Below are 25,910 nucleotides of genomic sequence, written 5' to 3' on the forward strand. Positions count from 1 at the left end.
TCTTACTCATTTTTCTATTATATTTCATTTGGAACTTTCTTAAGTAAGACATTGAAAAAATAGCCGCTAACACAAATGTGGTAACGGCCATTGTGAATATCATTTTATAATCTGATTGAAGTTTCATTTAATAAAATTGATTATATCATATATGTTATTTTCTCTCAAATCATGTTGATAACGTTGTTTAATGATCCCTTGAAGCGATTAAGTTGGTGATTTCCGCTAATAAGTCTGTGTTTAGTCCGCTCTCCACTAAATTCCTTTTTGCTTCTTTTATATGGTCTTGCAGTGCTTTTTTAGCCCCTTCAATCGTTAATAAGGAAGGATATGTATTCTTATTATTATGTTGATCACTTCCTACGGGCTTACCAATAATTTCTTGATCACCCTCAAGATCTAGAATATCATCCTGTATCTGGAACGCTAATCCAAGATGATGGGCAAAATTAGTTAAACATTTTTTCTCTATTTCAGTTGCTTCAGAAATGATTGCCCCAGCAAGAATACTAAACGCTAAAAGTTTTCCTGTTTTATGAATATGTATATATTCCAATTCACTTAAGTCCAAGCGTTTTCCTTCAGCTTCCATATCAGCAACTTGCCCACCAACCATACCTTCTGATCCAGCAGCTTTAGCTAATTCTTTTATTAATTCTAATTTAATATCGTTAGAAACGATTTCCTTTGAGGTTTCCGTAATTACTTGAAAGCTATATGTTAGTAAAGCATCACCAGCTAATACAGCAATCGCTTCACCAAAAACTTTATGATTCGTCGGTTTTCCACGACGTAAATCATCATCATCCATACATGGTAAATCATCATGAATTAGTGAATACGTGTGTATCATTTCGATTGCAACAGCTGTATCAAGTCCAATCGATGAATCTTTATTAAAAGCATGTATGGTAGCGAATAATAATAATGGTCTTATCCTTTTTCCACCAGCTTCTAAGGAATAAAGCATAGCATCCTTAATTATGGTTGGAGCATTTAATGAAAGGGTTCTACGTTTTAATTCTTCCTCAAGAATCGAACGAAACCTTTCCGAAAATTCAGGTAAAAGTAATGCCCGCACAAATTATTCCTCCTCGCGGATTGCAAACTGCACTGTCCGCCCATCCTCTGTTAACATTTGGGCTAACTGCTCTTCAACATATGTTAATTTATCTTGACAAAGCTTTGATAAATTCATGCCTTCTTTGTATATTTCTATTGCTTCCTCTAAAGGGACGTCTCCTTCTTCTAATCGTTCCACGATCACTTCTAATTTCTGAATCGCTTCTTCAAAAGTAAGTGTTACTTTCTCAGACATTCATATCACTTCTTTCTACATTAATTACTTGGCACTCCATTTTCCCATTATTTAATTGAATATTGATCAGATCATTTTTTTGTACCTGTTCAATTTTCTTTATTAACTGTTGATTCTTCGTATATACAAGACTATAACCACGATCCATAATTTTTAATGGACTTAGAGCATCTAATGTAGATAAAACATGTTGAAACTGTTGCCTTTTCTGTTGATGAATAGCAATTGTAGCTCGAACTAGCCTTCTCTGAGTCTTTTCAAACGAATCCTGTCCTTTTAGTAAAAGTTGGTTCGGGTGATTTCGTGTTATTCTCTTCATTAGCAAGTCAAGTTTTTCTTTTTTCTGATTCGTTGAAAGGGTTGTCCCTTTCATTAATCGATCTGTCAGTCTGTCCACCTGTTCTAGCTTTTGCTCATACAATTTTTTCGGATATCTAAATGCATAGGATTTTTGAATTCGATCAATACGAGCTTTTTGAAAACTAATTTTCTCACGCATAGCTCTAAATAGACGTGATTGTCGTTCGGCTACTTTATCTTTTAAATCATCAATATGTGGAACAGCAAGTTCCGCCGCACCTGTAGGGGTTGGAGCTCTTAAATCAGCGACAAAATCGGCAATTGTAAAATCGGTCTCATGTCCAACAGCTGAAATAATCGGAATAACTGATGAAAAAATAGCTCTAGCAACGATTTCTTCATTAAATGGCCAAAGCTCTTCAATCGAACCACCACCCCGCCCAACAATCAGCACATCAATATCCCCTAATTTGTTGGCATTTTCGATTGCTTTAACAATAGAAGAGCCTGCCTGTGCACCTTGTACTAAAGCCGGTAGAATTAAAATATTCGCAATGGGGTATCTTCTTTTTAAGGTAGTCAGTATGTCACGAATGGCTGCACCTGTTGGAGAAGTAATTACTCCAATTTTTTTGGGAAATGGGGGTAGACTTTTCTTAACACTCTGTAAAAACAATCCTTCTTGCTCAAGCTTTTTTTTCAATTGCTCGTAAGCTAGGAAGAGATCACCAATTCCGTCTGGCTGCATTTCTTTTATGTATATTTGATATTGACCACTTGGCTCGTAGAGAGATATATCCCCTTTTATTAAAATCTTCATGCCATTCTCTGGGGAAAATTTCATATTTTTATTATTGCTAGAGAACATAACAGCTAAAATCCGTGCTTTATCGTCCTTTAAAGTAAAATACATATGCCCGCTTGAATGCTGTTTGTAATTCGAAATCTCTCCTCTTACTAAAACATCCTGTAAATGTGGGTCGACATCGAATTTTCTTTTAATATATTTAGTTAAAGCATTAACTGATAAATATTTTTGATCAGACATGTTAGAGCTCCTTAAACAAAAGGCGGAGGCGCCTTGATCAGCCCCGACAAGCAAAAGACGAGCCGGCGGGAAGGTTGTTCATTAACCTTCCTGTCGGATTGGCTTTTGACCTCGAGGGGGCTAGGCGCTGGAGCTGGATTAAGATAAACTACTCCAAAGTATCCACATCTTGTTAAAATAATTTCCTACAAAAAAATGTCCAAATCCATTACGGCTATTCTCTACTATATTAAGTGTGAATAATGTAATGGACAAGGACTTGAAGGATTATTTAATTGAATTTTGAAGCGTTTGTTGCGTATTTTTTGCTGATTTTAATGTATTGTACATTAACATTGTGATCGTCATAGGTCCAACTCCACCCGGAACCGGAGTAATGAAGCTGGCTTTTTCCTTCACTTCTTCAAAGTCAACATCACCGCAGAGCTTACCTTCTAGATTGCGATTAATACCAACATCAATGACAACTGCTCCTTCTTTAACATGATCAGCTGTTATGAAATTCATCTTACCTACAGCAGCAACTAATATATCAGCTTGCTTTGTGATTGCTTTCAAATCTTTTGTTTTTGAATGGCAATAGGTAACCGTCGCATTTTCATTTAAAAATAGTTGACCTGAAGGCTTACCAACAATATTACTTCTGCCAACAACAACAACATGCTTACCTTCTATTGAAATATTCATTTCCTCTAACATAACCATTACACCGTATGGAGTGCACGGTAAAAAGGAATCCTGTCCAGTCATCATTCTACCGATATTAATGGGGTGGAAGCCATCTACATCTTTTTCAGGTAAGATGGTTTCAATGACCTTTTTTTCATTAATATGATCAGGTAAAGGTAATTGTATAAGGATACCATGAATGGTACGATCCTCATTCAATTCCATAATCTTTGCTAAAACCTCATCCTCAGTTACGGTTGCTGGATATTCTATTAATACAGACTTCATCCCGAGATTTTTACAAGTCTTTTCCTTACTTTTCACATATGTTCTTGATGCAGGATTATTCCCTACTAAAAGTACGGCAAGCCCTGGAACGATGTTTTTGCTTTTAAGCCTTTCAACTTCCAATGAAATTTCTTCGTGCTTTTTTTGTGCAATTAGTTTTCCATCAATAATCTTAGCAGCCATCTTTTCATTCTCCTCCATTTTTTGGAGAGAACCAATTCAAAGTGGTTTGAAGAATTAAGACATATGTTGTTTTATGTTAGCCAAAACCCCGTTAATAAAACGACTTGATTGGTCATCTCCATACATTTTCGCAATTTCTATCGCTTCATCGAGAATGACGTTAACTGGGACCTCATCGGAACAGTACTTCATCTCGAATATTGCCATTCTAAGTAAACTCCGATCTACATTTGCCAATCTTTCTAACGACCATTTTTCTAATTGAGCTTTAATGCTTTCATCTATCTCCGATTGATGTTCAATGACACCAAAAACTAATTTCTCTAAATAGGAGTCAGATGATTCCTCTTCCAAAACATGTTCAATTGCTTCACTTGGATCAATATCACTTACATCTATTTGGAATAAAGCTTGTAATGCTTTTTCTCTTGCTGTTCTACGTTTCATTTAATGATAACCCCTTTATCTAACTTTCATAGAACTAATTTCATCTATTTACTAAACGCTTTTCTTTATTATGACAAACTTCCTAACTAAAAACTAGTTCAATCAAGCACAAAGGAAATATTCGAAATTTTTTAAAAAATAAAGAACCAAAGACAGGGCCTTTGGTTCTTCTTTTATAACTCTTGTTCGACAACTAATTCATTTTTTGGGTTTTCAAATTGAATCCCTACGACATGGATATTAACTTCTTCCACGTCTAGTGCTGTCATATTTAATAAAGCTTGACGAATATTGTCCTGAACTTTTCCTGCTACAGTAGGAATGGAAATACCAAATTTCATCACACAATAAACATCCACTTTAATGCCTTCTTCTGAAAGTTCTACTTTAACACCCTTACCGTGAATCTTCTTTCCTAATCTTTCAACGACACCAGAAGCAAAGTTCCCACGCATCTGAGCAATACCTTCAACCTCAGATGCAGCAATTCCTGCGATCACTTCGATCACTTCAGGAGCAATTTCAACTTTTCCAAGTCCAGCATTGTCTTTGTTCATTTCTAAAATATTGTTTTCGCCCATATTAAATACCTCCCATGTATACTAGGATTTCATCACATCGTACATTTCTAGAAATTTCGTGTTAAACTGACCTTCTACGAATTGCTCATGTTCTAATAATCTAAGGTGAAATGGAATCGTTGTATGAATACCTTCGACAACAAACTCACTTAACGCACGCTTCATTCTAGAAATAGCTTCCTCTCGACTATTACCATAAGTTATTACCTTAGCAATCATGGAATCATAGTAAGGCGGGATGGAATATCCAGGATACGCTGCAGAGTCAATTCTTACTCCTAATCCGCCAGGAGGTAAATACATTTTGATTTTTCCAGGAGATGGCATAAAATTTTTCTCTGGATTTTCAGCATTTATCCTACATTCAATTGCCCATCCTGTAAAAGTAACTTCAGACTGTGTTAAAGGGAGCTTTTCCCCAGAAGCAATCTTAATTTGTTCTTTAATTAAGTCTACTCCTGTCACCATTTCCGTTACTGGATGCTCTACTTGAATTCGAGTATTCATTTCCATGAAATAGAATTTACGATTGCGATAATCATATATAAATTCTACCGTGCCAGCGCCTGTATAATCAACTGCTTTCGCCGCTTTTACCGCTGCATTTCCCATTTCTTCACGAATTTCCCCATCAAGGGCTGGCGACGGAGTCTCTTCCAATAGTTTTTGAAGTCTTCTTTGGATTGAGCAATCCCGTTCACCTAAATGAATCGTGTTGCCATAGGAATCAGCAAGTACTTGAATTTCTACGTGACGGAAATCTTCAATATATTTTTCAATATATACTCCTGGATTTCCAAACGCCGTTGCAGCTTCTTGTTGGGTAATGGCTATTCCTTTAATTAATTCTTGTTCATTTTTAGCAACACGAATTCCTTTACCACCGCCACCTGCTGTAGCCTTAATGATTACTGGGTAACCCATTTGGTTCGAGAGTTCAATTGCTTCCTCATTATTCTTTATAATCCCTTTTGAACCTGGTACAATCGGAACACCCGCTTCAGCCATCGTTTCACGAGCAATATCCTTCGTTCCCATTTTTGTAATTGCTTCAGGACTAGGGCCAACAAATGTAATATTCACTTCTCGGCATAACTCTGCAAAATCAGCATTTTCAGCTAAAAATCCATAGCCTGGATGGATAGCATCACAGCCTGTCAATTTAGCCACACTGATGATGTTTGTAACATTTAAATAGCTATCTTTTGATGAGGTTGGCCCAATACAATAGGCTTCATCGGCCAATTGAACATGTAGTGATTCTCTATCTGCTTCCGAGAAAACTGCGACAGACTCAATTCCCATTTCACGACAAGCTCTAATTACACGTACCGCAATTTCTCCTCTATTTGCAATTAATAGTTTTTTTATCATCCTCCAAATCGCTCCTTATTCAGGCTTTACTAAAAATAATGGTTGTCCGTATTCAACTAATTGTCCATCTTTTACAAGAATTTCAACAATTTCGCCGTTAATTTCTGCTTCTATTTCATTAAATAATTTCATTGCCTCTACGATACAAACAACTGAATCTTTAGAAACTTTAGTTCCTACTTTCACATAGGCATCTGCATCTGGTGATGGGGATTGATAAAATGTTCCCACCATTGGAGATGTGATTTTATGTAAATTTGACGTGTCCTGCACCACTTCTTTTGCAGGTTCTTGTGAAATGGACTGTACTTCTTGAACTGCAACTGGTTCAATAACCTTTTGCGGTTGAACCGCTGCAATCGATACAGGTTGTGGTTGTGCTTGGGTAACTGTAACGGTATTCGCTGTATTTTTTTTCATTTTAATTTTAGAACCTTCCGATTCATAAACAAATTCATCGATGTTCGACTGGTCCACTAATTTAATTAGTTCACGTATTTCTTGTACTTTTAACAAACGAAACACTCTCCTTGCCAAAATTTATATTTATTTGTGCAAAAAATTATATAACCATAAAAAAATTATCGCAGATTAACGGGCAGTAAATCCTCTTCTAGAGAATATAAGGAATCGAGTAAATAACTAGTGGGATAAACTGCCCGTAAATGCCCGATATGTTCAACTAACCAACAGTAGGGAATAAGTCACCCTACTGTTGGAAGTTTCACTTTATGACTAGATACTAATACTATACGATAAAAACTTATATAAGTTCAATAATGGAATCCATTCCTCCAATTATTTTTCACTCATTATTATTTTCATTCCTAGCTTTTGTAAAATTAGATGACATTTTGTTGAAGGATTTTGCTGAAAAATATCGAAATAATATATATTGTGACTTAAGGAAAGGGAAATGTACATGAATAATATCGAACAAATTAAGAAAGATGACTTAATGAGGAAGAATTCGCTTGTTATTAAAGCAGCCTTTGTCAGTGTAATATTAGCCACCGTTGTAGATATCGCTATGAAAAAAGATTTGGCTGTAATCTTATCCATTATTATTGCAGGTGGTATTGGTGTAGCAATCGTCGCTTCCCTTCATTATTCACGAAAATTGATAAAAATCATTCCTTATATATCTATAATTATCGTTACTTCTGTCATTTTTATTATTATGGAAAACAGCGTTTCACCAACAGCTTATTTCTTAATTTATTTTGTACTTGCTATAGCCGCCATTTATATGGATCGACTCATATTATGGCTAGCATCATTTTTAGGGTTAGTTGGAATTACAGCATTTTCCTATCTCCACCACGAATCTCTGCCTTTTGAATTAAAAAACTATGTAACGATTTACTTGTTATTTATTTTAGTGACTATACTATTAACCTTTCAGCTATCCATTTCAAAGAAACTGTCCGAACATATTGAAAAAGCACAAAAAGAAACCGAACAGCTTTTAACAAGAGATCGTCAAGTGCAAATGGCGATTTCCGAACACACAAAAAGCATTTCAAGTATGATTGAACTTGTAAAAAGTAAAAGTCAGGAAAACTATCGTGCTTCAAATGAGATGGACCGTTCAATATCAGAAATGGCGATAGGGATGCAAGTCCAATCTAATACGATTGTTGATTTAACAAAATCATTAGAGTATTCAGGTTATACCATTTCGCAAACTGCGACTCTAGTCGAAAAACTCCATAGCGATGCCATTCAAACAGATGAAGTAGCATCTTCTGGTTTTTCTCTTGTTTCGAGATTAAAAGACGAGATTCAATTTTCTTATCAAGATATGATTCAAGCTAATGAACAAATGACGAATCTTTCTAAACTGATACAAGATACATCAAGCTTTGTTACAGCTATTCAAGAAATAGCAAATCAAACAAATTTATTAGCATTAAATGCCTCTATTGAAGCTGCCCGTGCTGGAGAAAGTGGTAAGGGATTCGCAGTTGTCGCAGAAGAAGTACGAAAACTAGCAGACAATTCTAGTAAAACAGCTTCGCAAATTTCAGATAATCTAAAAAGTGTTTTTATTGGTACAGAAGAGACAATGGAACAAATAAGCAACACAAGTAGAAAGACTACAGAAAATTTACAACTAGCCATTGAAACTCAAGAATCATTTTCTAAAATTAGCGAGTCCTTTGTAAAATTGCGAAGTGATATTTCTAAATACGAGTCTTTAACAAAGGAGTTTAGTCATTCATCCAAAACAATGGAAGTTTCGGTTAATGAATTTAGTTCTATCATCGAGCAAGCAAGTGCAACTTTACAGGAGTTATCCATTTCGGTTGGACTCCAAACATCTGAGCATGAAAAACTTTTTCAAGCCATTACATCCGCACATGATTCGATTGAGAGTTTATTAGAATTACAAAAATAAAGGAAAGCCAAGTTGGCTTTCCTTTATTTTATTTCTCGATTTGGAAATCAACTACAACGAATTCCATTGAGCCAATTTCGTCTCTTACTAGGCGTAAAATATCATTTGCCGCTTTTTGTGATTTCTCTTTTGCTTTTACAGTAATGCGGATGTCTTCTCCATCAGCTCGTACTAACGCATCATCATACCCTAAAGTTTTAATTAACGTTTCTAGCATTCTTTCTTTATCTGCCACTTCATTTATTTCTTTCATTTCAACAACTGCATCATTAATTTGGTCTTTAGGAAGTTCAGTGCTTGCAATGATGGTCTCTAATTCTTCTTTTCTTTGACTACGTGCATCCTCTTGATCCATGCGAAGTGATTCAAATACTTCATCGCTTGCGATACCAGAAGTGATGTTAAGTTCTTTACCTGAACTAACTACATCTTTTTCATTCCCTTTTTCTTGTTTCTTTTCTACGGAAGCCAAATCCGAAATTTTTTGCTCAGGTGATGTTATATAGTAAACGGATAATACTACTACTAAACTTAACATTGTTAATAACCATACTGTTTGTTTTTTTAATAACATTTAATGAATCCCCCTTAGTTTTTTTTAGGCATGACCGCAACGCGATGACTGCCCACATCAAGTACTCTTGTTACCGCCTCAATAATCCATTTCTTCACTTGGATATTTTCAGCGCCTTGTGCAACGACTAACACACCACGAATCTTAGGCTTCTTTGTTTCTAATAGAATAGGCCCTTCTTTTTCTCCCTCTCGAACAATGACTAATTGTTCATTTATGGAGGCATCTTCGACTTTTCTTTTACCACCTTCGCGGTCGGTTTCATTTGTTGTCTGAGACTGAGTAGTAACATTTTTTTCTAATACTTTTTTATCTGTTGCATCAACATTGACTATGACGGTGACCTTATCGACACCTAACATTTGCTCTAATGCATCCTTAAGCTGAGCTTCATAAGCTCGTTCATAATCTGAGATGCTTGTTTTTCCTCCACCACTCGATTTCGGACCGAACACTTCAACGTCTTTTTCGGAATTTGCTTGATTCTGAAAAGTTGAAATCGATTGATCCAATGAAGATTTATCAGAAAAAAGAATATTATTCGCTAGCATGATCACTGCTCCAAAAAGTCCAACGAGCAATAAATACTGCATTTTCACATTTTTTTTTCCTTGCTTTTCTTTTGTAGGCAGAAGATTTCTCAACCGAGAAAATGGCCCTTTAAGATCCATTTTTGCCTGTCACCTCCCCTTCAATCAAAACTTCAATCGCGCTTTCTGTTACATTCCATTTTTCAGATAGGAGCGTAGTAATTTCTTGTGATTGGGCTGTTAATCGTTTAGATGGAGGAGGAGTTACTGTATTAATCTCCACTCTCTGTACCACTTCTACAACCTGCGTTTCTTTCTCTGACTGCTTCAACTGGACGATGACTTTTTGGAGGTTATCTGGGAAAGCCTGATTGTTTTTTGCTTCATCAACTAAGAAATCAATGTTTGCGATTTCTAAACCGTATTGTTCCATCAACTCCTCCGCTGTGTCCTGTTTTAGTTGGACAGCCATTTGTTTTAAAATATATGCATCTGATGTAGCTTGTATTTCTTTTTTCTTAAATTCTATTAAATTTTCCATATTTTTTTCTTTAGAGTCCTCAAAAATAGGGATTGATGCAAGAGCTGATTCAAAATCTTTTGATATTAATTTCAATACGGGTGTTAAGATGATAGCGATCAGCAAAAGTCCAGTTACAATTTTAGTGTATTTTTGAAAACTTGAATTTGGCAATAGCATGTCAATGACTGTGGCAAGTAGAATAAATAAAATAATATTCGTAACCCATTCAGTTAAAAATTGCAATGATTTCCACCTACCTTACCATCATAGTTAAATTTCCAGCGGCAATAATGACAGTAATACTAAGAAAAAACATAAGTGAAACGATGGCTAAAGCGGCAAAAACGTAAATAACGCTTTTACTAATAATGTCAAGACAAGCAATTACTGGTCCTCCACCTAACGGCTGAAGGATCGCCGCAGCAAATTTATATATAAAGGCAATCATTAATATTTTAATAGCTGGGAATGCGACGATTAATATTAAAATGGCCACGCCTGCAATTCCAACTGTATTCTTCAACAAAACTGAAGCATTGATAACCGTATCCGTTGCATCAGTAAACACCCTACCAATTACTGGGATAAAATTACCTGTAATAAATTTGGCCGTTCTTATCGTTACTCCATCTGTAATCGCAGTAGAAGCACCTTGTACAGAAATGACTCCTAGAAACACTGTTAAAAACAGACCAAGTAATCCTATACTCCAATTTCGTAATAAATTCGCCAATTGGCTGACCTTGTAATGCTCTGTTAACGTACTTACGATACTTAATAATGCCGATAAAAATAGCATCGGTAACACGATATATTGAATAAATACTCCACTCATATTCATGAGAAATAAGATCACTGGGTGGAAGAATGCTGCAGATATAAGTCCGCCAGAGGCAGCTACTAATGCCAAAAGTAGAGGGATTAGAGCTAATATAAATGAGATCATCGTATTAATAGCTTCCTTTGAATATTCAATGGCAACATGAAAGCTATTTAAAGCAATAATCATTAAAACCATGAAGACAATGGAATAGGCAACTTTACTAATCGTGCTTTTTTCAAAGGAATTTTGTAAGGTCTGTAGAAACATACTGAAAATCGTCAAAAGGATTAATGAGCCTAATAACTTTCCATTCATAATAAATTCTTGAAAAGCAAATTTGAACATGCCTGTAAACCATTGTTTAAATGAAAATTGCTTTTCACCTTTAATAAAATCATATAAACTCCCTTTTTGACTTTCAGGTAAAAAACCACCATATTGCTGCAAAATATTTTCCCAATATTGTTTTAATTCATCCATATTTAACGTATCTAGCTGAGATTCAACAAGCTGCTGTGGGGTTAAAGGCTTTTCTTCTTCATTAGTCTGAGGTGAAGCTTGTACAACTGGAGTGAAAATAAAGGATAATAGGACTATGATAGATAATAGGAACTTCGATCGCTGCTTCATTTTTTCCACCTCGATTTGTGTAAATCCTAGTACATATTAATTTGGAATGAGTTGAATGATCGTTTCAATCATGACTGTTAATATAGGAATAGCCATTGCTAGGATAAGAATTTTTCCACCAAGTTCAATTTTCGAAGCAATCGCTCCTTGACCAGCATCTTTTGTAATTTGCGCAGCAAATTCAGCAATATATGCAATTCCAATAATCTTTAAAATCGTTTCAACGTATATTAAATTTACATGTGCATTTGAAGCGATTTTTTGAAGCATTTGAATGATTTCATAGATTTGGTCGACTAAGAATAGAAAAATTGCACATCCGACAAACACAATTAATAAAAAAGCAAAATTTGGCTTTTGTTCTTTTACAATTAAAGCTAAAAAGGTAGAGACTAGAGCAATTCCGACAATCTGCAAAATTTCAATGGTAGGAATCCTCCTTTAACTTTGGAATAAAAAGACGGATTTAATTTTCTGAAATAAATCATCGACGATGGAGGCAACCATAAATAAAATATATATAAAGCCAAAAAGAGTGACCCATTGTGCATATTCCTTCTTTCCAACCTGATCCAAAATGGTGTGTAAGAAGGCTACTACAATTCCCACCCCAGCAATTTTGAAGATGATATCTACCTCTAAACCCATTATTTCTCCTCCTAAAAATTACATCAGTAAGATGACAAGTAATAACCCTGAAAGAAATCCAAGACTTTTAACCATTTTTTCATATTTCACTTGTCTATCTCTTGCTTCCATTTCCTCTCTTTCGAGATGCGAGAGGGTCAACATAATATGTTTTTGCTGTGATATCCGATCATGTCGGCCTAATGTTTCACCAAATTGTTTCATGATTTCGAATTCGGATTGCTTAAAAGCTGTTAACTTCCAAATCTCCTTTAAGCTTTCTTCCCATGCATCTTTTACAGTTGTATCGGAGTCAGTCAGTTTCTTAGCGAACGATTCAAAGAACCATGATACAGGGTTAGATAATTGGGAAGAGAGCCTTCTCGCAGCTTCATGTAAAGGAGTATGTCCATACATAATTTCTGCTTCAAGCGACTGTAAAGCTGATTTTAATAGCCTTAATTGTCTTGGGCGTTCACTTAAGTGCCTAGATGCTTCGAAACCTGTCCAAGTGGTGGCGACAATAATGAATATGGCACCAATTACTTTCATCATTTTTTAAGTCACCCTCACTTTACTTTTAATTTCTTTACCAAAGCTGTCCTTTATTTTTGTTATTGTTCCTGGACCTTTTTGCCTGCTTAATTCAATAAATCTTTGAAAGATTCCCTGATTTAATATCATTTGCAAGCTGGGGCGGTTCTGTATCTCTTCCAATGAATCCCCATGTGTGGTCATCATTAATTTAATTCCTGCATTAACTGCCTCTAATATAGCTTCTGAATCTTCCATTCTACCGATTTCATCTACAATTAAAACTTCAGGGCTCATGGATCGGATCATCATCATCATTCCTTCTGCCTTTGGGCAGGCATCTAAAACATCTATTCTCGGTCCGAATGTTAACTGTGGGATCCCATTCACACAGCCTGCAATTTCTGATCTTTCATCGACGATCCCAACCTTTTTGGCTGAAATCGATTGAACTGGAATTCCTGTGGATGCAATTCTTGCAATATCTCTTAGCAGAGTCGTTTTCCCTGTTTGTGGGGGACCGATGATGATAGTATTTTGCCATTGTTGATCATAAAGAAGGGGGACAAGCGCGTCAGCAATCCCAATCTTCTCCTTTGCAATTCGAATATTAAAGGACGAAATATCTCTAATGGCTTTTACTTTCCCTGCCTCTAAAATCACTTTTCCTGCAAGCCCAACCCGATGACCACCATCAATTGTGATATATCCCCTTCTTAGCTCCTCCTCGAGGGCATAAATAGAGTGATGACTAATTTTATTTAAGAGATGGAGGCCATCTTCTGGTTTAACTGTATATGGTAAAAAAATCGACTTTCCACCTAGCGTCAATTCAATTGGTCGCTTAATCCTAATCCGAATTTCCTCAATTTCTAGTTTCTGTAAAGGAGGGATAAGATGTAATTGTTCAATAATGGTTTTCGGCAAAAAAGATAGGACAGTATCCATATGGTTCCTCCTCTTAGAGCAAGTCTCTCATTATTTAAAATGTATGCCTGCTTGGACACATTATGACTTTCAATTTGGACAAATTATCATTTAGTCGTTTTCCTTTTAAGAGTTTTCGACTTTTTATTAGTCATAGTATGTTTGATAAGTAAAGGAAATACATATATAAGGTAGAGAGAGGAGGAAAAGAACGTGTATTACAACTATCCAGTGTCAACCTTTTATCGACAGCAGATGGGGAAAGTAGAAAATAAGAACATTATTAGGGTAAATGGAGAAGGCGTGGTGACAGCTGTTCCTAATCAAGCTACTGCTACAATAGGCGTGATTACGGAAGGAAAAGATTTAACTGAGGTACAAGAAAGGAATTCTAGTATCGTTACCAATATGATGACAGTATTAAATTCGTTCAACATTCCTAAAAAAAATATCCAAACGTATGACTATCAAGTGAACACTGAATATGATTACGAGAATGGGAAACAAATATTTAGAGGATACAGGGTTCAAAACCTATTAAAAATGACCATCGATCAGATAGATGAACTCGGTAAGATCATCAACGCTATTATCAAGGCAGGTGCAAATTATGTTTCAAATGTGCAATTTCAAGTATCTAATCCAGAGCAATACTACTTACAGGCATTAAGAAAAGCATTAAAGAATGCTCATGAAAAAGCAGAGACAATTGTATCGGATTTAAAAGTCAACTGGAATTCGATCCCTTTACGAATTGAAGAGAGAGGGAAAGAAACCAGCCCAATTCATCCACAGCAAACCTATGTAAAAGCTGCCTCCACAGAGCAATTTCAACCAGGTATACTTCAATTTACTTCATCCTTAGTTGTAACGTATCAATATTTTAATTAGACAAAGAAAAGCTGACCGTGCTGGTCAGCTTTTCTTTGTCTACATATTAAGCACGTGAAACATAGCTTGATTCGACAGTATTAATTATTAATACATCCCCAACATTAATAAAGAAAGGAACTTGAACGATTAATCCTGTTTGAAGAGTAGCTGGTTTCGTACCACCTGAAGCTGTATCCCCTTTGATTCCAGGTTCAGTTTCAATAACTTCTAATTCCACCGTATTTGGTAGCTCAATACCAAGTGATTCACCATGGTAAAGCATAATGTGAACATCCATATTTTCTTTCAAAAATTTCAATTCATATTCTATGCTTGTTGCTGGCAATTCAATTTGTTCATATGATTCTTGGTCCATAAAGACGTGTTGATCGCCACTTGCATATAGATATTGCATTTTACGATTATCAATTTGCGCTTTTGCTACTTTTTCGCCTGCACGAAAAGTTTTTTCTTGGATTGCTCCCGTACGAAGGTTACGAAGCTTAGAACGGACAAATGCTGCCCCTTTACCTGGCTTTACGTGTTGGAAATCAATAACGCGCCAAATGCCGTTATCCACTTCAATAGTTAAACCTGTTCGAAAATCATTTACAGAAGTCATGCTCATACTAAAATTTCCTCCTAGATAGTCATTATAAAATAATGAGTTCTTTCGTTGAATGAGTTAATGTTTCATTAAGGGTTTCAGTGATCATCGTATCGTCTTCAATTCGGACACCACCAAGTCCCGGAATATATATACCAGGCTCAACTGTTACAATCATACCAGGTTCAAGAATGATATCTGATTTTGAAGATAAAGAAGGACCTTCGTGTACTTCTAGACCAATTCCATGGCCAGTTGAATGACCAAAGTATTCTCCGTATCCCTTTTCAGATATATAATCTCGAGTTAAAGCATCAGCTTGAATACCTGACATTCCAGGCTTAATACCAGCCATTGCTCTTAACTGAGCTTCTAATACGATATCATAAATTTCCTTTAATTTTGCACTAGGCTCTCCTACTGCAACCGTACGGGTAATATCTGAAATGTAACCTTTATAGTAGGCACCGAAATCTAAAGTAACGAAATCGCCTGTTTCAATTAATTTATCAGTTGCTACACCATGTGGGAGAGCAGAACGATATCCTGAAGCTACAATGATATTAAACGAAGAAGAAGTTGCACCAGCATTTCTCATAAAGAACTCTAATTCATTCGAAACCTCTAGCTCTGTTTTTCCAGGTGCGATGAAGTCTAGAATATGTTTAAATGCAGCATCAGCAATGTCTGCTGCTTCCTTTAATATCTTAATCTCTTGTGGAGTCTTAATCAAGCGTAAGTTTTCAATGATACCTGAAACTGGAACCAATTCTGCTTCAACCGCTTTTACGTAGGATTGGTGTGCTGCAAATGTTAGTTGATCTTGTTCGAAACCAAGCTTTTTAATTCCTAGCTTCTTAGCTTGAGTTGCAACCTCCTCAACTATAGTTCCCATATGCTGGACGATTTCATATCCTTCACATTGCTTAGTTGCTTGCTCAACATAGCGAAAATCAGTAATAAATAATGCCTTTTCTCCACTAATTAATACAACACCAGCAGAACCTGTAAAATTTGTCATGTAGCGACGATTATATGTACTTCCAATAAGCATTCCATCAATGCCTAATTTTTCAAAACTGGATCTTAACTTCACTAATTTCTCCATCATTTTTTATCCCCTCTCCTAATTTTTAGACTAGGGATTCCTCATCAAGTGAAAAAAGAATGCCCACATTAGACATTCTATCATAAATTATTTCTTAAGGACTACTGACCACTAAGTGGTTTGAATTTCTTTTTGTTTTGCTTCTTTCATTTTTCTTATTTCACTTTCTTCATACGAGATAGAGTATCCAACAAAAGCGCCGAAAAGAATGTAAATACAGATGGATGTTACAATCGTATTTTTATCCAATTCACTAAATGGGGAAATTCCAGGAAATATCGGATTCAAAACAAAAAACACTAATAAAAATAAAACGATACCGTAGGCAATTCCTACGAACAATCGTGTGAGTTTTCTTAAAGTAAAATAATAGATTAAAGAAGCACCAATTGAAAATATACCAATTAAAATGATCGAAATGACCGTTCCTAACCAGCTACCTTTCCAATCACCAATCGTCCAAGGTTCCAAAATAACATTTGGGCGGATATCGGTAAAATGAAAAACATAAGCTAAATAGGCAATTGAACTCCAAAAAATACCTCCAAATAATCCAGTTACAATTGTAAGACCCATTAATGACATCGTTTTTTCACGTTGTTCTTGTTCATGTTTCTGGTCTTTGTTACCCATTAAACCACCTCCATACACATTTCCTTCCTTATTATCTGTAAGAAACGTCAAATTATTTATTAAATAATTGAACCTTTTTATAATTTCTTCTGTCTTTCCTAGAGGTTTTCGAAAACTTTTAGTAGAATATAGCTATATACAAAACAGGAATGGAAAATCTGTCTTGTCAATAAAATAAAGTAGGTTGGTGTTCATACAATATGTCAAATCAACAAAAACCTGTTTATGGCGGTCAAGCTGTAGTAGAAGGGGTTATGTTTGGTGGTAAACACCATACAGTTACCGCGATTCGCCGTAAAGATCAATCCATTGATTATTTTCATCTTCCAAGGAAATCAAATCCTTTGTTTTCTGCTTTAAAAAAGGTTCCCTTTCTTAGAGGAATCGTCGCGATAATTGAAGCAAGTGCCAATGGCTCAAAACACTTAAATTTTTCAACAGAGCGTTTTGATGTAGACCCAAATGAAGACCATGTCATCCAAGAACAAGAAGTTTCGAAGGTACAAATGGTTTTAGGTGTCGCTGCAATTGGGGTTATTTCTTTCTTATTCGGAAAATTTATTTTTACATTGGTCCCTGTCTTCTTAGCAAACTTTACCCGTCCTGTTTTCTCTAGTGATCTTTCACAAATTTTAATCGAAGGCTTTTTCAAGCTAATGCTTTTGTTAATTTATATTTATACAGTCTCCCTTACACCTATTGTAAAAAGAGTGTTCCAATACCATGGAGCGGAGCATAAAGTAATTAATGCTTTTGAAAATAACAAAGAATTAACTGTGCAAAATGTCCAGGCTCAAACTCGCCTTCACTATCGATGCGGGAGTAGTTTTATTTTATTTACCGTAATCGTTGGAGTTTTTGTCTATATGTTAGTACCAACTGACCCGCTCTGGTTGCGTGTAGTTGACCGTTTAGCATTAATTCCTGTTGTACTTGGAATATCTTTTGAAGTCTTACAATTTACAAACAAATTAAAAGATGTTCCTGTATTAAAATATTTAGGTCTTCCTGGTCTTTGGCTTCAGCTTTTAACAACAAAGGAGCCTTCAGATGATCAAGTGGAAGTGGCTATCCTATCCTTTAAAGAATTATTAAGAATCGAAGAAGAAACCGAGAATCAACAAAACATGGAAGAAATCGTGTAATAGTTGTTTAAAAATAGAAAAAAATGATTATGATGCTCTTAGGGAGGTGGCTTTCTTGAAAAATCGGACTTCATCCATTTTCGCTATTAGTATGATCCTACTTGCTCTAATCGGTGTCGTTAGTAGCCTTGTCCAAAATCCAGCCGCTTTTTTACAAAGAATAGCTGTCATGATTTTGATCGGTTTAACCATATATTTTGTTTTTAAACGATTTTATAAACCTAGTCCTGCAAAAAAGGAACAAAAAGCTTTTCTAAGAGCAGCAAGAAAAACAAAACGTAAAGTGCATCGAAAAAAAACTGATGAAGGTACAAAAACCCATACTTTGACAAAATTGACCCCGATACGAAAAAAATCCTCAGCCCATCTGACTGTTATCGAGGGAAAAAAGAATAAAAAGAAAAATAGAGCTTCCTTTTGAGGGAGGCTCTATTTATGTTTAATAACTCCATCTATTAAAAAATTGGTTGGCCTGTTTTTCACCAAGATCAAAAAGGGTTTGCTTTCGCTCATCGGTAAGTTGAAATTCTGTTGTTAAAATACCCTCTGTTGGAATGAAAATGATATTTTTCTCATGCTTTCTCGAAATATATCTTGCATCATGGGCATCTTTCATCGTTTCAAATAATGCTTCAAACATTTGAATTGCATTATTTATTTTATTCTTTGGTTGTTGATTTTGCTCTCCATGACTAAGTTTAATGCCCAGTACAGGTCTTTCTTTTTTAACATTTTCTTTGTCAAATAACCACATTGGAAAATTACTTAACACTCCGCCATCCACAATGATATTATTTCCTTCTAATGTTCTTAATTTAACAGGTTCAAAAAAATATGGTAAACTGCAGCTCATACGAATGGCTTTCGCAATGGAAAATGATTGGATTGGAACTCCATATTTAGGTAAATCATCTGGTAGGACAACAAGGCGACCATTCGTTAAATCAGAAGCAATTACTCGTAGCGTATTAGGTGGTATATCTGAGAAAGTTCGGATCCCCCTTACCGCCAGTTTACTTTCAATCCAAGCCTCTAATTCATTTCCCTTATAAAGTCCTAAACGCCAATACAATAGAAACCATTTGGCAATGGCAGAAGGAATCAACGTCCTTCTAGCATCTAAAAAACTCGTTAAATTTAATTCATCCATCATGGCAAACATTTCTTTGCTTTTATAACCTGCCGCAATTAACGCTGCAATAATGGAACCTGCACTAGTCCCAGCCACTCGCTTAAAAGTAAATCCTTTCTTTTCAATCGCACATACTGCACCAATTAACGCAAGCCCTTTCACCCCTCCACCAGAAAAAACCCCGTCTATTTCCACCTGAGTTTCACTCCCCTCGGATGCTCATTGATACATCTTTAAGCAGTACGGGTGGAAAATAGTACGGAGGACATGCAGTATTTTTTTAAAAAACTGAATGAGAAATTGTTTCGCTTGAGAAGAATTGTATTAATATGTCTGATCGGTCCAGCTATAGTTAGTGGCAAAGAAGTAAGGAAAGAGAAGTATATTTTAATATACGCTGCGACATTTTGCTATGATGATACACGATAGCCATACAGATAGAGATCCTGTATCTTTGTTACAGATCGATTCCTTATCGAGTATGTATTGCAAAAATACACGGTTAATTTTTTCCAAGATTGGAAGTCTATAAAGAGGTAGGTGTTGAAATGGTAGCAATTATTCTTTCTATATTGTGGATATTGGTTGCCATAAAATTCGGTGACCGAGATTGGAAAAAATATTACCCTTCAATGTTATTTGCTGCGCTTGGGAATGCTATTTACGAAATCCTCTGTTACAAGTATCAATTGTGGCAAATGGAACCGAACGGACTGAAGTACTCGATCATCCCAATGCTTTTATTAATATTAATCGGTATGCCGCTATCAACATGGGTGTTTCTATCTCATTATCCATACCATTCTAGTTTATTTCGAAAGATGCTGTATGTATCTTTCTTTATCGCAGCCTTTATAATTTTAGAATATATTTCAATCAAAATTGGTGCAATCACTTATCACCATGATTGGAATCTCGGATGGTCATTTTTCTTTGTGGTCGTGATGTTTTATGTTATTCGTATCCATTACACAAGGCCATTAGTTGCCCTAATCCTATCAGTTCCATTCTCCATTTTGTTGTGTATTATTTTTGAGGTAACTCTGGATAAAATGAAGTAAGGAAACATTAAACCTACTTCTATTACTCGTTAAGCACAAAAGAAAAGAACAAAAAATACAATTGTCACCTTAGAATTAACTAATGAATTAGAAAGCCAAATTTCTCGGTTAGTGAAGTTTGGTTTTTTACTTGTTTTACGGGTACCGTTTAGCAATTAATCTGATTCTTTACTTATCTTTAAAATAAAGTATGATCAAAAATACCCCGAAAATCCACATTTTACGTTAAATTAAAAGAACCCATTTTGAAAGAAAGATTGATCAAAACGAGCTCATTATTTATGAACTATTGCGCAATTTTATAAAATAAGGTTGACCATTTCTATGATCCAATCCTCTACAAAAGCGCCCTTTTCCTGAATAAATAGAGGAAATGAATGAGTTTTGTAGAACTTATACGAGAACTTTTATAGATAGTAAAAAGAAAAGGGGGGAAATGAAAAGTGATATATCAAATAATCCCAGCATTAATTTCTTTTGTTGTTGTTTTAATTTTATCTCCACTATTAATTACTGTTTTGAGAAAACTTAGGCTCATTCAACCTATAAGAAAAGAACTTCCTTCAGATCATCAGTTAAAAAAAGGCACTCCGTTAATGTTTGGAATTATTCTGTTTGTAGGAATTATTGTATCAATTCTTTTTTCACCTACTCCATTAATGTATTTCTTGACTATTACCTACATTCTTTTTAGTTTTGTTGGGTTTTTGGATGATTTTTGGAAAGCTTCCCGTCAAGATCCAGGAGGAGTATCGGGTAAGACCAAACTTATTTTTCAATTTATTTTTACAGGTACTTTGCTTTTTTATGTGATAAACGTACTGGGCGTAGACACCAGCATTAATATCTATAAAAATATTTCCTTGGATCTTCCTTTGGTTTTATATGTCATTGTCATCACCTTATTTGTCGTAGGTTCTGCAAATGCCATTAATTTCACGGATGGTTTAGACGGTCTTTTAGGAGTTGTTGCAATCCCTACATACTTTTTCTTCTTTATGGTTTCAGACAGATCAGAGGTGGAAATTTTTTGTTTAATTATGATAGGATGTTTACTCGGCTTTCTCATTTATAATATCTATCCAGCCAAAGCTTTTATGGGGGATACGGGATCATTGGCAATAGGGGGATCACTTTCATTTCTTGCTGTAATTGAGAAAGTTGAAATTTTAATTCCCATTTTGTTCTTAATATATTTTGCTGAACAACTTTCGGTTATTTTACAAGTTTCGTCATTTAAACTTACTCATAAGCGTATTTTCAGAATGACACCTATTCATTATCACTTTGGCTTAAAATATGGGTGGTCCGAAACTACAATTGTCACAGTTTTTGGATTTATTTCTTGGTTTTGTGCCTTTATCTGTTTAGCTTATTGGAGATTTCTTCTACATCTATAAATAAAGTTATAATCATTACAATTAATATTAGAGGTAACCAGGAAATGCATAACGCACAAAAAAAATACCAAGGTCGAAAATCTGCCACTGCACAAATTAATGTACTAATCAATAACCCCATAATTATATAAACGGATATGATCTCCATTTGTCATTGAACTCCTTTTTAATATTATAAAAAGGTTCACTTGTATGGTTACTAAATTTTTACATAATATTGGGATTTTTCAGAAATATAAAAAATAACCTCTTTTCGGCTATAATACCAAAGAGGTTATTTTTTGTCAGACTTTATTATCCATTATCAATCTACATTTTAAATTATCGAACTTTATTCAAAGCCAGAATTCTAAACACTTTATCTTATTTATAATCCACATTTTAATTGAGCATTACAATTCGTACATGTATTACATCCACCAATTTCCTTCACTTTACCTTTTCGACAAACTGGGCATGTATTTCCTACTTCAGATCCAATTGTTACATCTGTGGAACGAAGTGGAGTGATGGTGTCGACTAGAACAACATGTTGTTTTGGTTTTTCTCTAAATGCTGTTTCATTTACGTCGTTTTCTTCAGCTTTAAGGGTTAATACTTGCGAATCACGAGAACCATCGACATAAACAGTTCCCCCTTTAGCACCACCACGATATAAACGTTCGTAAACTTGCTCAACTTGTTCAACACTGTAACCTTTTGGCGCATTAACCGTTTTACTGATTGAGCTATCAATCCAACGCTGAATGACGCACTGAACGTCTGCATGTGCTTCTGGAGCTAATTCCATAGCTGTTACAAACCAGTGTGGTAAATTACTTGGATCTACTTCAGGATTTTGGTCTAAATATTCCTGTACGATATCTGCTTTTACTTCAATAAATTTTCCTAAACGTCCACTTCGATAATAGGAGAAAGAGAAATATGGTTCTAAACCTGTGGATACGCCAACCATTGTACCCGTGGAGCCCGTCGGAGCGACAGTTAGCAAATGTGAATTTCTTATTCCGTATTTTAAAATATCTTGGCGAACGTGTTCAGGCATTTTTTTCATGAAGCCAGTATTAATAAAAGCGTTACGAAGTCGATTTGAATCTTCTTCTAATTCACCAACTAAATAAGGAAAACTTCCTTTTTCTTTTGCAAGTTCAATACTTTCTTCGTAAGCAGTAGTGGCAATTGTCTCAAACACTTTATCTATTAATTTATTACCTTCTTCAGATCCGTATTCCGTTTCACAGTAGATTAATAAATCATGTAAACCCATAACCCCTAATCCAACACGGCGCTCACTTAAAGCTTGCTTTTTGTTTTCTTCAAGGAAATACGGTGTAGCATCAATTACGTTATCTTGCATTCGAACTCCAACCGCTACGGTTTGTTTTAATTTATCAAAGTCAACCGTTTTGGTATCTTTATTTGCCATTTCAGCTAGATTAACTGCCGCAAGATTACACACCGAGTATGGTGCGAGAGGTTGTTCCAATTTTGTTATCATGGAAGTTTTTTATCATCCATTTCTTACACTTCTTCTTTTGTGTAAGTTCAGCATAACTTTTCATTACAATTAGCAATTTTTTTCATAAAGTGTAAAAGTTCTTTTCTTCCCCGATCTTCTCCAAAAATAGCTGTTGAAATAATCCTATAATCCTTTACCCCAAATTTTTCATTAATTTCACCAATCAACAATTTCAAGCTAGTATTAATTTTGTTATAAAGGATTTGATTTACAAATATCTGATTAGTCCTACTCCACTCAATTATGAAATTTTTTATTTTAATATGTCTTTCTACCCGTAAATTCATTTGTCTCTGAGTAGCAATTTTAATATTATTAGAGCCAGCACACTTCTGCCTACAGTATGTTTGGTTAGACGAACTTAGTACAGTAAAGGACCTTCCACAGACTAAACAATTTCTTGATTCTCGTGGTATTTATATCCTTCCTTTCTGAGCTAATCCACTTTCCGCAAACCTTCCAGCATTCTTTCCTTTGCCTGACTATCTGACATCCATAATCTTTTTGTATGCTCTCCAATAACTTTTTTAGTTTTATTACTGTGTTTCAATAAAAATGTCCATTGTTTGGACCACTTAGAGATTTATTTATTGTAGTTTTATTAGACATATTCCATTCATTAATTGTTGAATTGAGTGAAAAAGGTAAAGACTTGTATAAGATTAATAGTTCCTCATAAGAAATTAATTCACAGTAAAGTCCTGTTAATTTCTTAAGTTTTTCTAAATTGAGTTCAGCAGCTTTTTTGGCATTCTTTCTTTCGATTTAATTTCAATAATATTTATAAGACTTCCTTCTTCACTATAAATAAAAAAGTCAGGCTTATAAATTTTATGACCTAGATCAAAGGATTGAACTTCATATTTCCATTCAACTTTATTAAAATCGAGGTATTTGGCGTATGCATATTCGTAAGAACTTCTTAAGAAGACCCCGTTATTATATCCTGCATATCCCCTATTCATTTCCCACCTCTATATTGATAAATTGTAATGTTGCGGCCTCGTGGGAGAATTATATTCTACTTTAAAGTAGGTTCATCTCCTATGCGTTGCCCCTGACTGATTTTTTACATTCAGCCTTCGGTTCGGATTAGCATCTCAGCCTTCCCGCTTTATTCCGCAATTTTTTACATGAGGCAAACTAAGCGACTTTACCACATGGGTTGGTAGCAACCACTTTTTGTCCATATGCCTTGGCATTTGTCATATCGTTAGCGTTATCGATAAAGAAAATTCCTGGCTCAGCAGAATACGTCGCGCATATATTGATCAAATTCCAAAGTTCTTTTGCTTTGATTTTTCTATACGTACGAACTTTATACCCTAGTTTTTCCCATTCACGAACATCGCCGATTTTTTGCCATTCTGTATTATAAACTTTCATTTCATCAGCACTGTAGCTCTCAATATCAGGGAATCTTAAATCATATACTTCGTCATTTTCAACAGCATCCATAAAATCATTCGTCAAACAAACAGAGATATTGGCACCTGTTAGAAATTCCGAGTTATGGACACTATAATTCCCACCTGTATTTAATCTATCTTCTGCTTCAGCAATAATGGATGCATTAAAACCACCATAACCTGGAATATTCTTGAAGTTTAAGATTCCTTGATACATCGCTTTTTCTTGTTCTGTTAAAGGAGTGAATTTAAGCTTATCCTTTGCAAGCTTTTTAATCGTCTCATCACTTGTCGTGTCAATTAAGAAACGTAAAATGCGAGGATTTTGCATTTTAGAAATGATGAATTCGATGATGTCCGGGTGCCAGCTCGATAACATAATCATCTGTGCTCCACGTCTTGACCCACCTTGCTCCACAAGATGTGTTAGCTTTGCAATGTCATCTAACCACGAAACTGATCCAGATGATTTTCCATTTACGCCTTTGGCAAGTGTATTACGCGGTCTTAATGTTGAACCATTTGTTCCAACGCCACCACCGCGGCTCATGATTTCCATGACTTGCTTACGGTGCTCAGAAATTCCTTCACGGGAATCTGGTACAAAAGGCATCACGTAACAATTAAAAAATGTCACTTCGGTTCCTGCCCCGGCACCATATAGAACTCGTCCAGCAGGGATAAAATTCATACTCATTAATTCATGATAAAACTTCTGATACCATTCTTGGCGCTTTTCTTCTGTTTTTTCCACAGAAGCAAGTCCAGTTGCATTTCGCTTTGCCACTTGCTCGTAAAATACTTCTAATGGCTTCTCAATAATATCTAATGAACGAATAATCATACCTGTGCTCGACTCTTCTGGGTCATCTAATACCCCTCTGAACTCTTCCTCGACTAACACTTTAGCTGTTTTCTTTTCCCAATCAATTTCTTGAATGAATCCAAGGCCACGTGCAGGAAATTTTGGGTCTTCTTTTATGGTGAGAACAACGAAGTCGCCGTTTGTTAAAGTGATTTTTTCCGTATCTTTAAATGTATAACGGTCCAACATAACTAAACGGGAAACACCTTTGTGAGAAATTTTCATATCTGGAGTAACAGGATGCACTTGTGGAAATAAGCGAATATCCTCGTTTAATCTTTCAAAATTAATATTCATTTTTTGTCTTAACACAACAGACATGATCACATCTCCTTCAAAAATCTTAATAGATCAATGATTTAATAGTTTCTATTAAGCAAA

At 35.3% G+C, this 25,910-nt stretch carries 27 protein-coding genes and 2 pseudogenes; 6 read left to right on the forward strand and 23 right to left on the reverse strand.

All coding sequences use genetic code 11. The annotated features are described in order from the left end of the window. Nucleotides 1-187: 187 nt before the first annotated feature. From ACFSO7_RS18760 to accB, 8 genes are all read right to left on the reverse strand, one after another. Nucleotides 188-1,081 (reverse strand): polyprenyl synthetase family protein, encoded by an 894-nt coding sequence (locus ACFSO7_RS18760; RefSeq protein WP_377878898.1) that lies wholly within the window; start codon nt 1,079-1,081, stop codon nt 188-190. Nucleotides 1,082-1,084: 3 nt separating this feature from the next. Further along, on the reverse strand, nt 1,085-1,318 hold the full coding sequence (gene xseB / locus ACFSO7_RS18765; RefSeq protein ID WP_377878899.1) for an exodeoxyribonuclease VII small subunit: 234 nt from the start codon (nt 1,316-1,318) through the stop codon (nt 1,085-1,087). Further along, nucleotides 1,311-2,666, reverse strand: coding sequence for an exodeoxyribonuclease VII large subunit (xseA, locus tag ACFSO7_RS18770; RefSeq protein ID WP_377878900.1), 1,356 nt, complete (start codon nt 2,664-2,666; stop codon nt 1,311-1,313). The genes xseB and xseA overlap by 8 nt, the downstream gene beginning before the upstream one ends. A 267-nt stretch (nt 2,667-2,933) precedes the next feature. Further along, on the reverse strand, nt 2,934-3,806 hold the full coding sequence (folD, locus tag ACFSO7_RS18775) for a bifunctional methylenetetrahydrofolate dehydrogenase/methenyltetrahydrofolate cyclohydrolase FolD (RefSeq protein ID WP_377878901.1): 873 nt from the start codon (nt 3,804-3,806) through the stop codon (nt 2,934-2,936). Between the two features lie 54 nt (nt 3,807-3,860). Beyond that, nucleotides 3,861-4,253, reverse strand: coding sequence for a transcription antitermination factor NusB (gene nusB / locus ACFSO7_RS18780; RefSeq protein ID WP_377878902.1), 393 nt, complete (start codon nt 4,251-4,253; stop codon nt 3,861-3,863). Between the two features lie 173 nt (nt 4,254-4,426). After that, nucleotides 4,427-4,834, reverse strand: coding sequence for an Asp23/Gls24 family envelope stress response protein (locus ACFSO7_RS18785; RefSeq protein ID WP_377878903.1), 408 nt, complete (start codon nt 4,832-4,834; stop codon nt 4,427-4,429). 21 nt (nt 4,835-4,855) lie between these two features. Beyond that, the gene (gene accC, locus ACFSO7_RS18790; RefSeq protein WP_377878904.1) at nt 4,856-6,208 is read right to left on the reverse strand and encodes an acetyl-CoA carboxylase biotin carboxylase subunit; all 1,353 of its coding nucleotides are present in this window, start codon (nt 6,206-6,208) and stop codon (nt 4,856-4,858) included. Nucleotides 6,209-6,223: 15 nt separating this feature from the next. Next, nucleotides 6,224-6,724, reverse strand: coding sequence for an acetyl-CoA carboxylase biotin carboxyl carrier protein (gene accB, locus ACFSO7_RS18795; RefSeq protein WP_377878905.1), 501 nt, complete (start codon nt 6,722-6,724; stop codon nt 6,224-6,226). Nucleotides 6,725-7,823: 1,099 nt separating this feature from the next. Here accB and ACFSO7_RS18800 point away from each other — a divergent pair. Further along, nucleotides 7,824-8,609: a methyl-accepting chemotaxis protein gene (locus ACFSO7_RS18800; RefSeq protein ID WP_377879480.1), complete on the forward strand. Its 786-nt coding sequence runs from the start codon at nt 7,824-7,826 to the stop codon at nt 8,607-8,609. Between the two features lie 28 nt (nt 8,610-8,637). Here the strand turns inward: ACFSO7_RS18800 and ACFSO7_RS18805 are convergent, their stop codons facing one another. Genes ACFSO7_RS18805 through spoIIIAA form a run of 8 tightly spaced genes read right to left on the reverse strand, consistent with a single transcriptional unit; the run spans nt 8,638 to nt 13,798 of the window. Further along, nucleotides 8,638-9,183 (reverse strand): SpoIIIAH-like family protein, encoded by a 546-nt coding sequence (locus ACFSO7_RS18805; RefSeq protein WP_377878906.1) that lies wholly within the window; start codon nt 9,181-9,183, stop codon nt 8,638-8,640. 14 nt (nt 9,184-9,197) lie between these two features. After that, nucleotides 9,198-9,854 (reverse strand): stage III sporulation protein AG, encoded by a 657-nt coding sequence (gene spoIIIAG, locus ACFSO7_RS18810; RefSeq protein WP_377878907.1) that lies wholly within the window; start codon nt 9,852-9,854, stop codon nt 9,198-9,200. Further along, on the reverse strand, nt 9,844-10,479 hold the full coding sequence (spoIIIAF, locus tag ACFSO7_RS18815; RefSeq protein ID WP_377878909.1) for a stage III sporulation protein AF: 636 nt from the start codon (nt 10,477-10,479) through the stop codon (nt 9,844-9,846). Before spoIIIAF ends, spoIIIAG begins: the two co-directional genes overlap by 11 nt. A 10-nt stretch (nt 10,480-10,489) precedes the next feature. After that, the gene (gene spoIIIAE / locus ACFSO7_RS18820) at nt 10,490-11,689 is read right to left on the reverse strand and encodes a stage III sporulation protein AE (RefSeq protein WP_377878910.1); all 1,200 of its coding nucleotides are present in this window, start codon (nt 11,687-11,689) and stop codon (nt 10,490-10,492) included. Nucleotides 11,690-11,725: 36 nt separating this feature from the next. Then, on the reverse strand, nt 11,726-12,115 hold the full coding sequence (gene spoIIIAD, locus ACFSO7_RS18825; RefSeq protein WP_377879481.1) for a stage III sporulation protein AD: 390 nt from the start codon (nt 12,113-12,115) through the stop codon (nt 11,726-11,728). A gap of 15 nt (nt 12,116-12,130) precedes the next feature. Beyond that, on the reverse strand, nt 12,131-12,337 hold the full coding sequence (spoIIIAC, locus tag ACFSO7_RS18830) for a stage III sporulation protein AC (RefSeq protein WP_221846559.1): 207 nt from the start codon (nt 12,335-12,337) through the stop codon (nt 12,131-12,133). 18 nt (nt 12,338-12,355) lie between these two features. Next, nucleotides 12,356-12,871, reverse strand: coding sequence for a stage III sporulation protein SpoIIIAB (gene spoIIIAB, locus ACFSO7_RS18835; RefSeq protein WP_377878911.1), 516 nt, complete (start codon nt 12,869-12,871; stop codon nt 12,356-12,358). 3 nt (nt 12,872-12,874) lie between these two features. Beyond that, entirely contained in the window at nt 12,875-13,798 is a 924-nt protein-coding gene (gene spoIIIAA / locus ACFSO7_RS18840) for a stage III sporulation protein AA (RefSeq protein WP_377878912.1), read from the reverse strand. 192 nt (nt 13,799-13,990) lie between these two features. Here spoIIIAA and ACFSO7_RS18845 point away from each other — a divergent pair, with 192 nt between their 5' ends. Further along, nucleotides 13,991-14,668: an SIMPL domain-containing protein gene (locus ACFSO7_RS18845; protein WP_377878913.1), complete on the forward strand. Its 678-nt coding sequence runs from the start codon at nt 13,991-13,993 to the stop codon at nt 14,666-14,668. A 46-nt stretch (nt 14,669-14,714) separates the two neighbouring features. Here the strand turns inward: ACFSO7_RS18845 and efp are convergent, their stop codons facing one another. From efp to ACFSO7_RS18860, 3 genes are all read right to left on the reverse strand, one after another. Further along, nucleotides 14,715-15,272, reverse strand: coding sequence for an elongation factor P (efp, locus tag ACFSO7_RS18850; protein WP_377879482.1), 558 nt, complete (start codon nt 15,270-15,272; stop codon nt 14,715-14,717). Nucleotides 15,273-15,303: 31 nt separating this feature from the next. Continuing rightward, nucleotides 15,304-16,365 carry a M24 family metallopeptidase gene (locus tag ACFSO7_RS18855; protein ID WP_377879483.1) on the reverse strand — a complete coding sequence of 354 codons (1,062 nt, stop codon included), beginning with the start codon at nt 16,363-16,365 and terminating at the stop codon, nt 15,304-15,306. A 111-nt stretch (nt 16,366-16,476) separates the two neighbouring features. Then, nucleotides 16,477-16,998: a YqhR family membrane protein gene (locus ACFSO7_RS18860; protein ID WP_377878914.1), complete on the reverse strand. Its 522-nt coding sequence runs from the start codon at nt 16,996-16,998 to the stop codon at nt 16,477-16,479. A gap of 200 nt (nt 16,999-17,198) precedes the next feature. Between ACFSO7_RS18860 and ACFSO7_RS18865 the strand changes: the two genes are divergently transcribed. Both ACFSO7_RS18865 and ACFSO7_RS18870 read left to right on the forward strand, forming a co-directional pair. After that, nucleotides 17,199-18,143 carry a DUF1385 domain-containing protein gene (locus ACFSO7_RS18865; protein WP_377878915.1) on the forward strand — a complete coding sequence of 315 codons (945 nt, stop codon included), beginning with the start codon at nt 17,199-17,201 and terminating at the stop codon, nt 18,141-18,143. Between the two features lie 46 nt (nt 18,144-18,189). Further along, nucleotides 18,190-18,564, forward strand: coding sequence for an SA1362 family protein (locus ACFSO7_RS18870; RefSeq protein ID WP_377878916.1), 375 nt, complete (start codon nt 18,190-18,192; stop codon nt 18,562-18,564). A gap of 18 nt (nt 18,565-18,582) precedes the next feature. Here ACFSO7_RS18870 and ACFSO7_RS18875 read toward each other — a convergent pair whose 3' ends face one another. Continuing rightward, nucleotides 18,583-19,470 (reverse strand): patatin-like phospholipase family protein, encoded by an 888-nt coding sequence (locus ACFSO7_RS18875; protein WP_377878917.1) that lies wholly within the window; start codon nt 19,468-19,470, stop codon nt 18,583-18,585. A 353-nt stretch (nt 19,471-19,823) separates the two neighbouring features. Here ACFSO7_RS18875 and ACFSO7_RS18880 point away from each other — a divergent pair, with 353 nt between their 5' ends. Both ACFSO7_RS18880 and mraY read left to right on the forward strand, forming a co-directional pair. After that, entirely contained in the window at nt 19,824-20,336 is a 513-nt protein-coding gene (locus tag ACFSO7_RS18880) for a CBO0543 family protein (RefSeq protein WP_377878918.1), read from the forward strand. A 443-nt stretch (nt 20,337-20,779) separates the two neighbouring features. Next, the gene (gene mraY, locus ACFSO7_RS18885; RefSeq protein WP_377878919.1) at nt 20,780-21,736 is read left to right on the forward strand and encodes a phospho-N-acetylmuramoyl-pentapeptide-transferase; all 957 of its coding nucleotides are present in this window, start codon (nt 20,780-20,782) and stop codon (nt 21,734-21,736) included. Nucleotides 21,737-22,103: 367 nt separating this feature from the next. On the opposite strand, the pseudogene ACFSO7_RS18890 reads toward mraY, so the two are convergent. The 3 genes and pseudogenes from ACFSO7_RS18890 to ACFSO7_RS18900 form a co-directional block, all read right to left on the reverse strand. Beyond that, nucleotides 22,104-23,219, reverse strand: a pseudogene (locus tag ACFSO7_RS18890) (vitamin B12-dependent ribonucleotide reductase); the annotation flags it as partial. 758 nt (nt 23,220-23,977) lie between these two features. Next, nucleotides 23,978-24,220, reverse strand: a complete 243-nt coding sequence (locus tag ACFSO7_RS18895; protein WP_377878920.1) for a hypothetical protein — start codon at nt 24,218-24,220, stop codon at nt 23,978-23,980. A gap of 187 nt (nt 24,221-24,407) precedes the next feature. Next, nucleotides 24,408-25,850, reverse strand: a pseudogene (locus ACFSO7_RS18900) (vitamin B12-dependent ribonucleotide reductase); the annotation flags it as partial. Nucleotides 25,851-25,910: the final 60 nt, after the last annotated feature.

The sequence above is a fragment of the Bacillus sp. CGMCC 1.16607 genome (assembly GCF_042683745.1).
Lineage (GTDB): Bacteria > Bacillota > Bacilli > Bacillales > Cytobacillaceae > Pseudoneobacillus.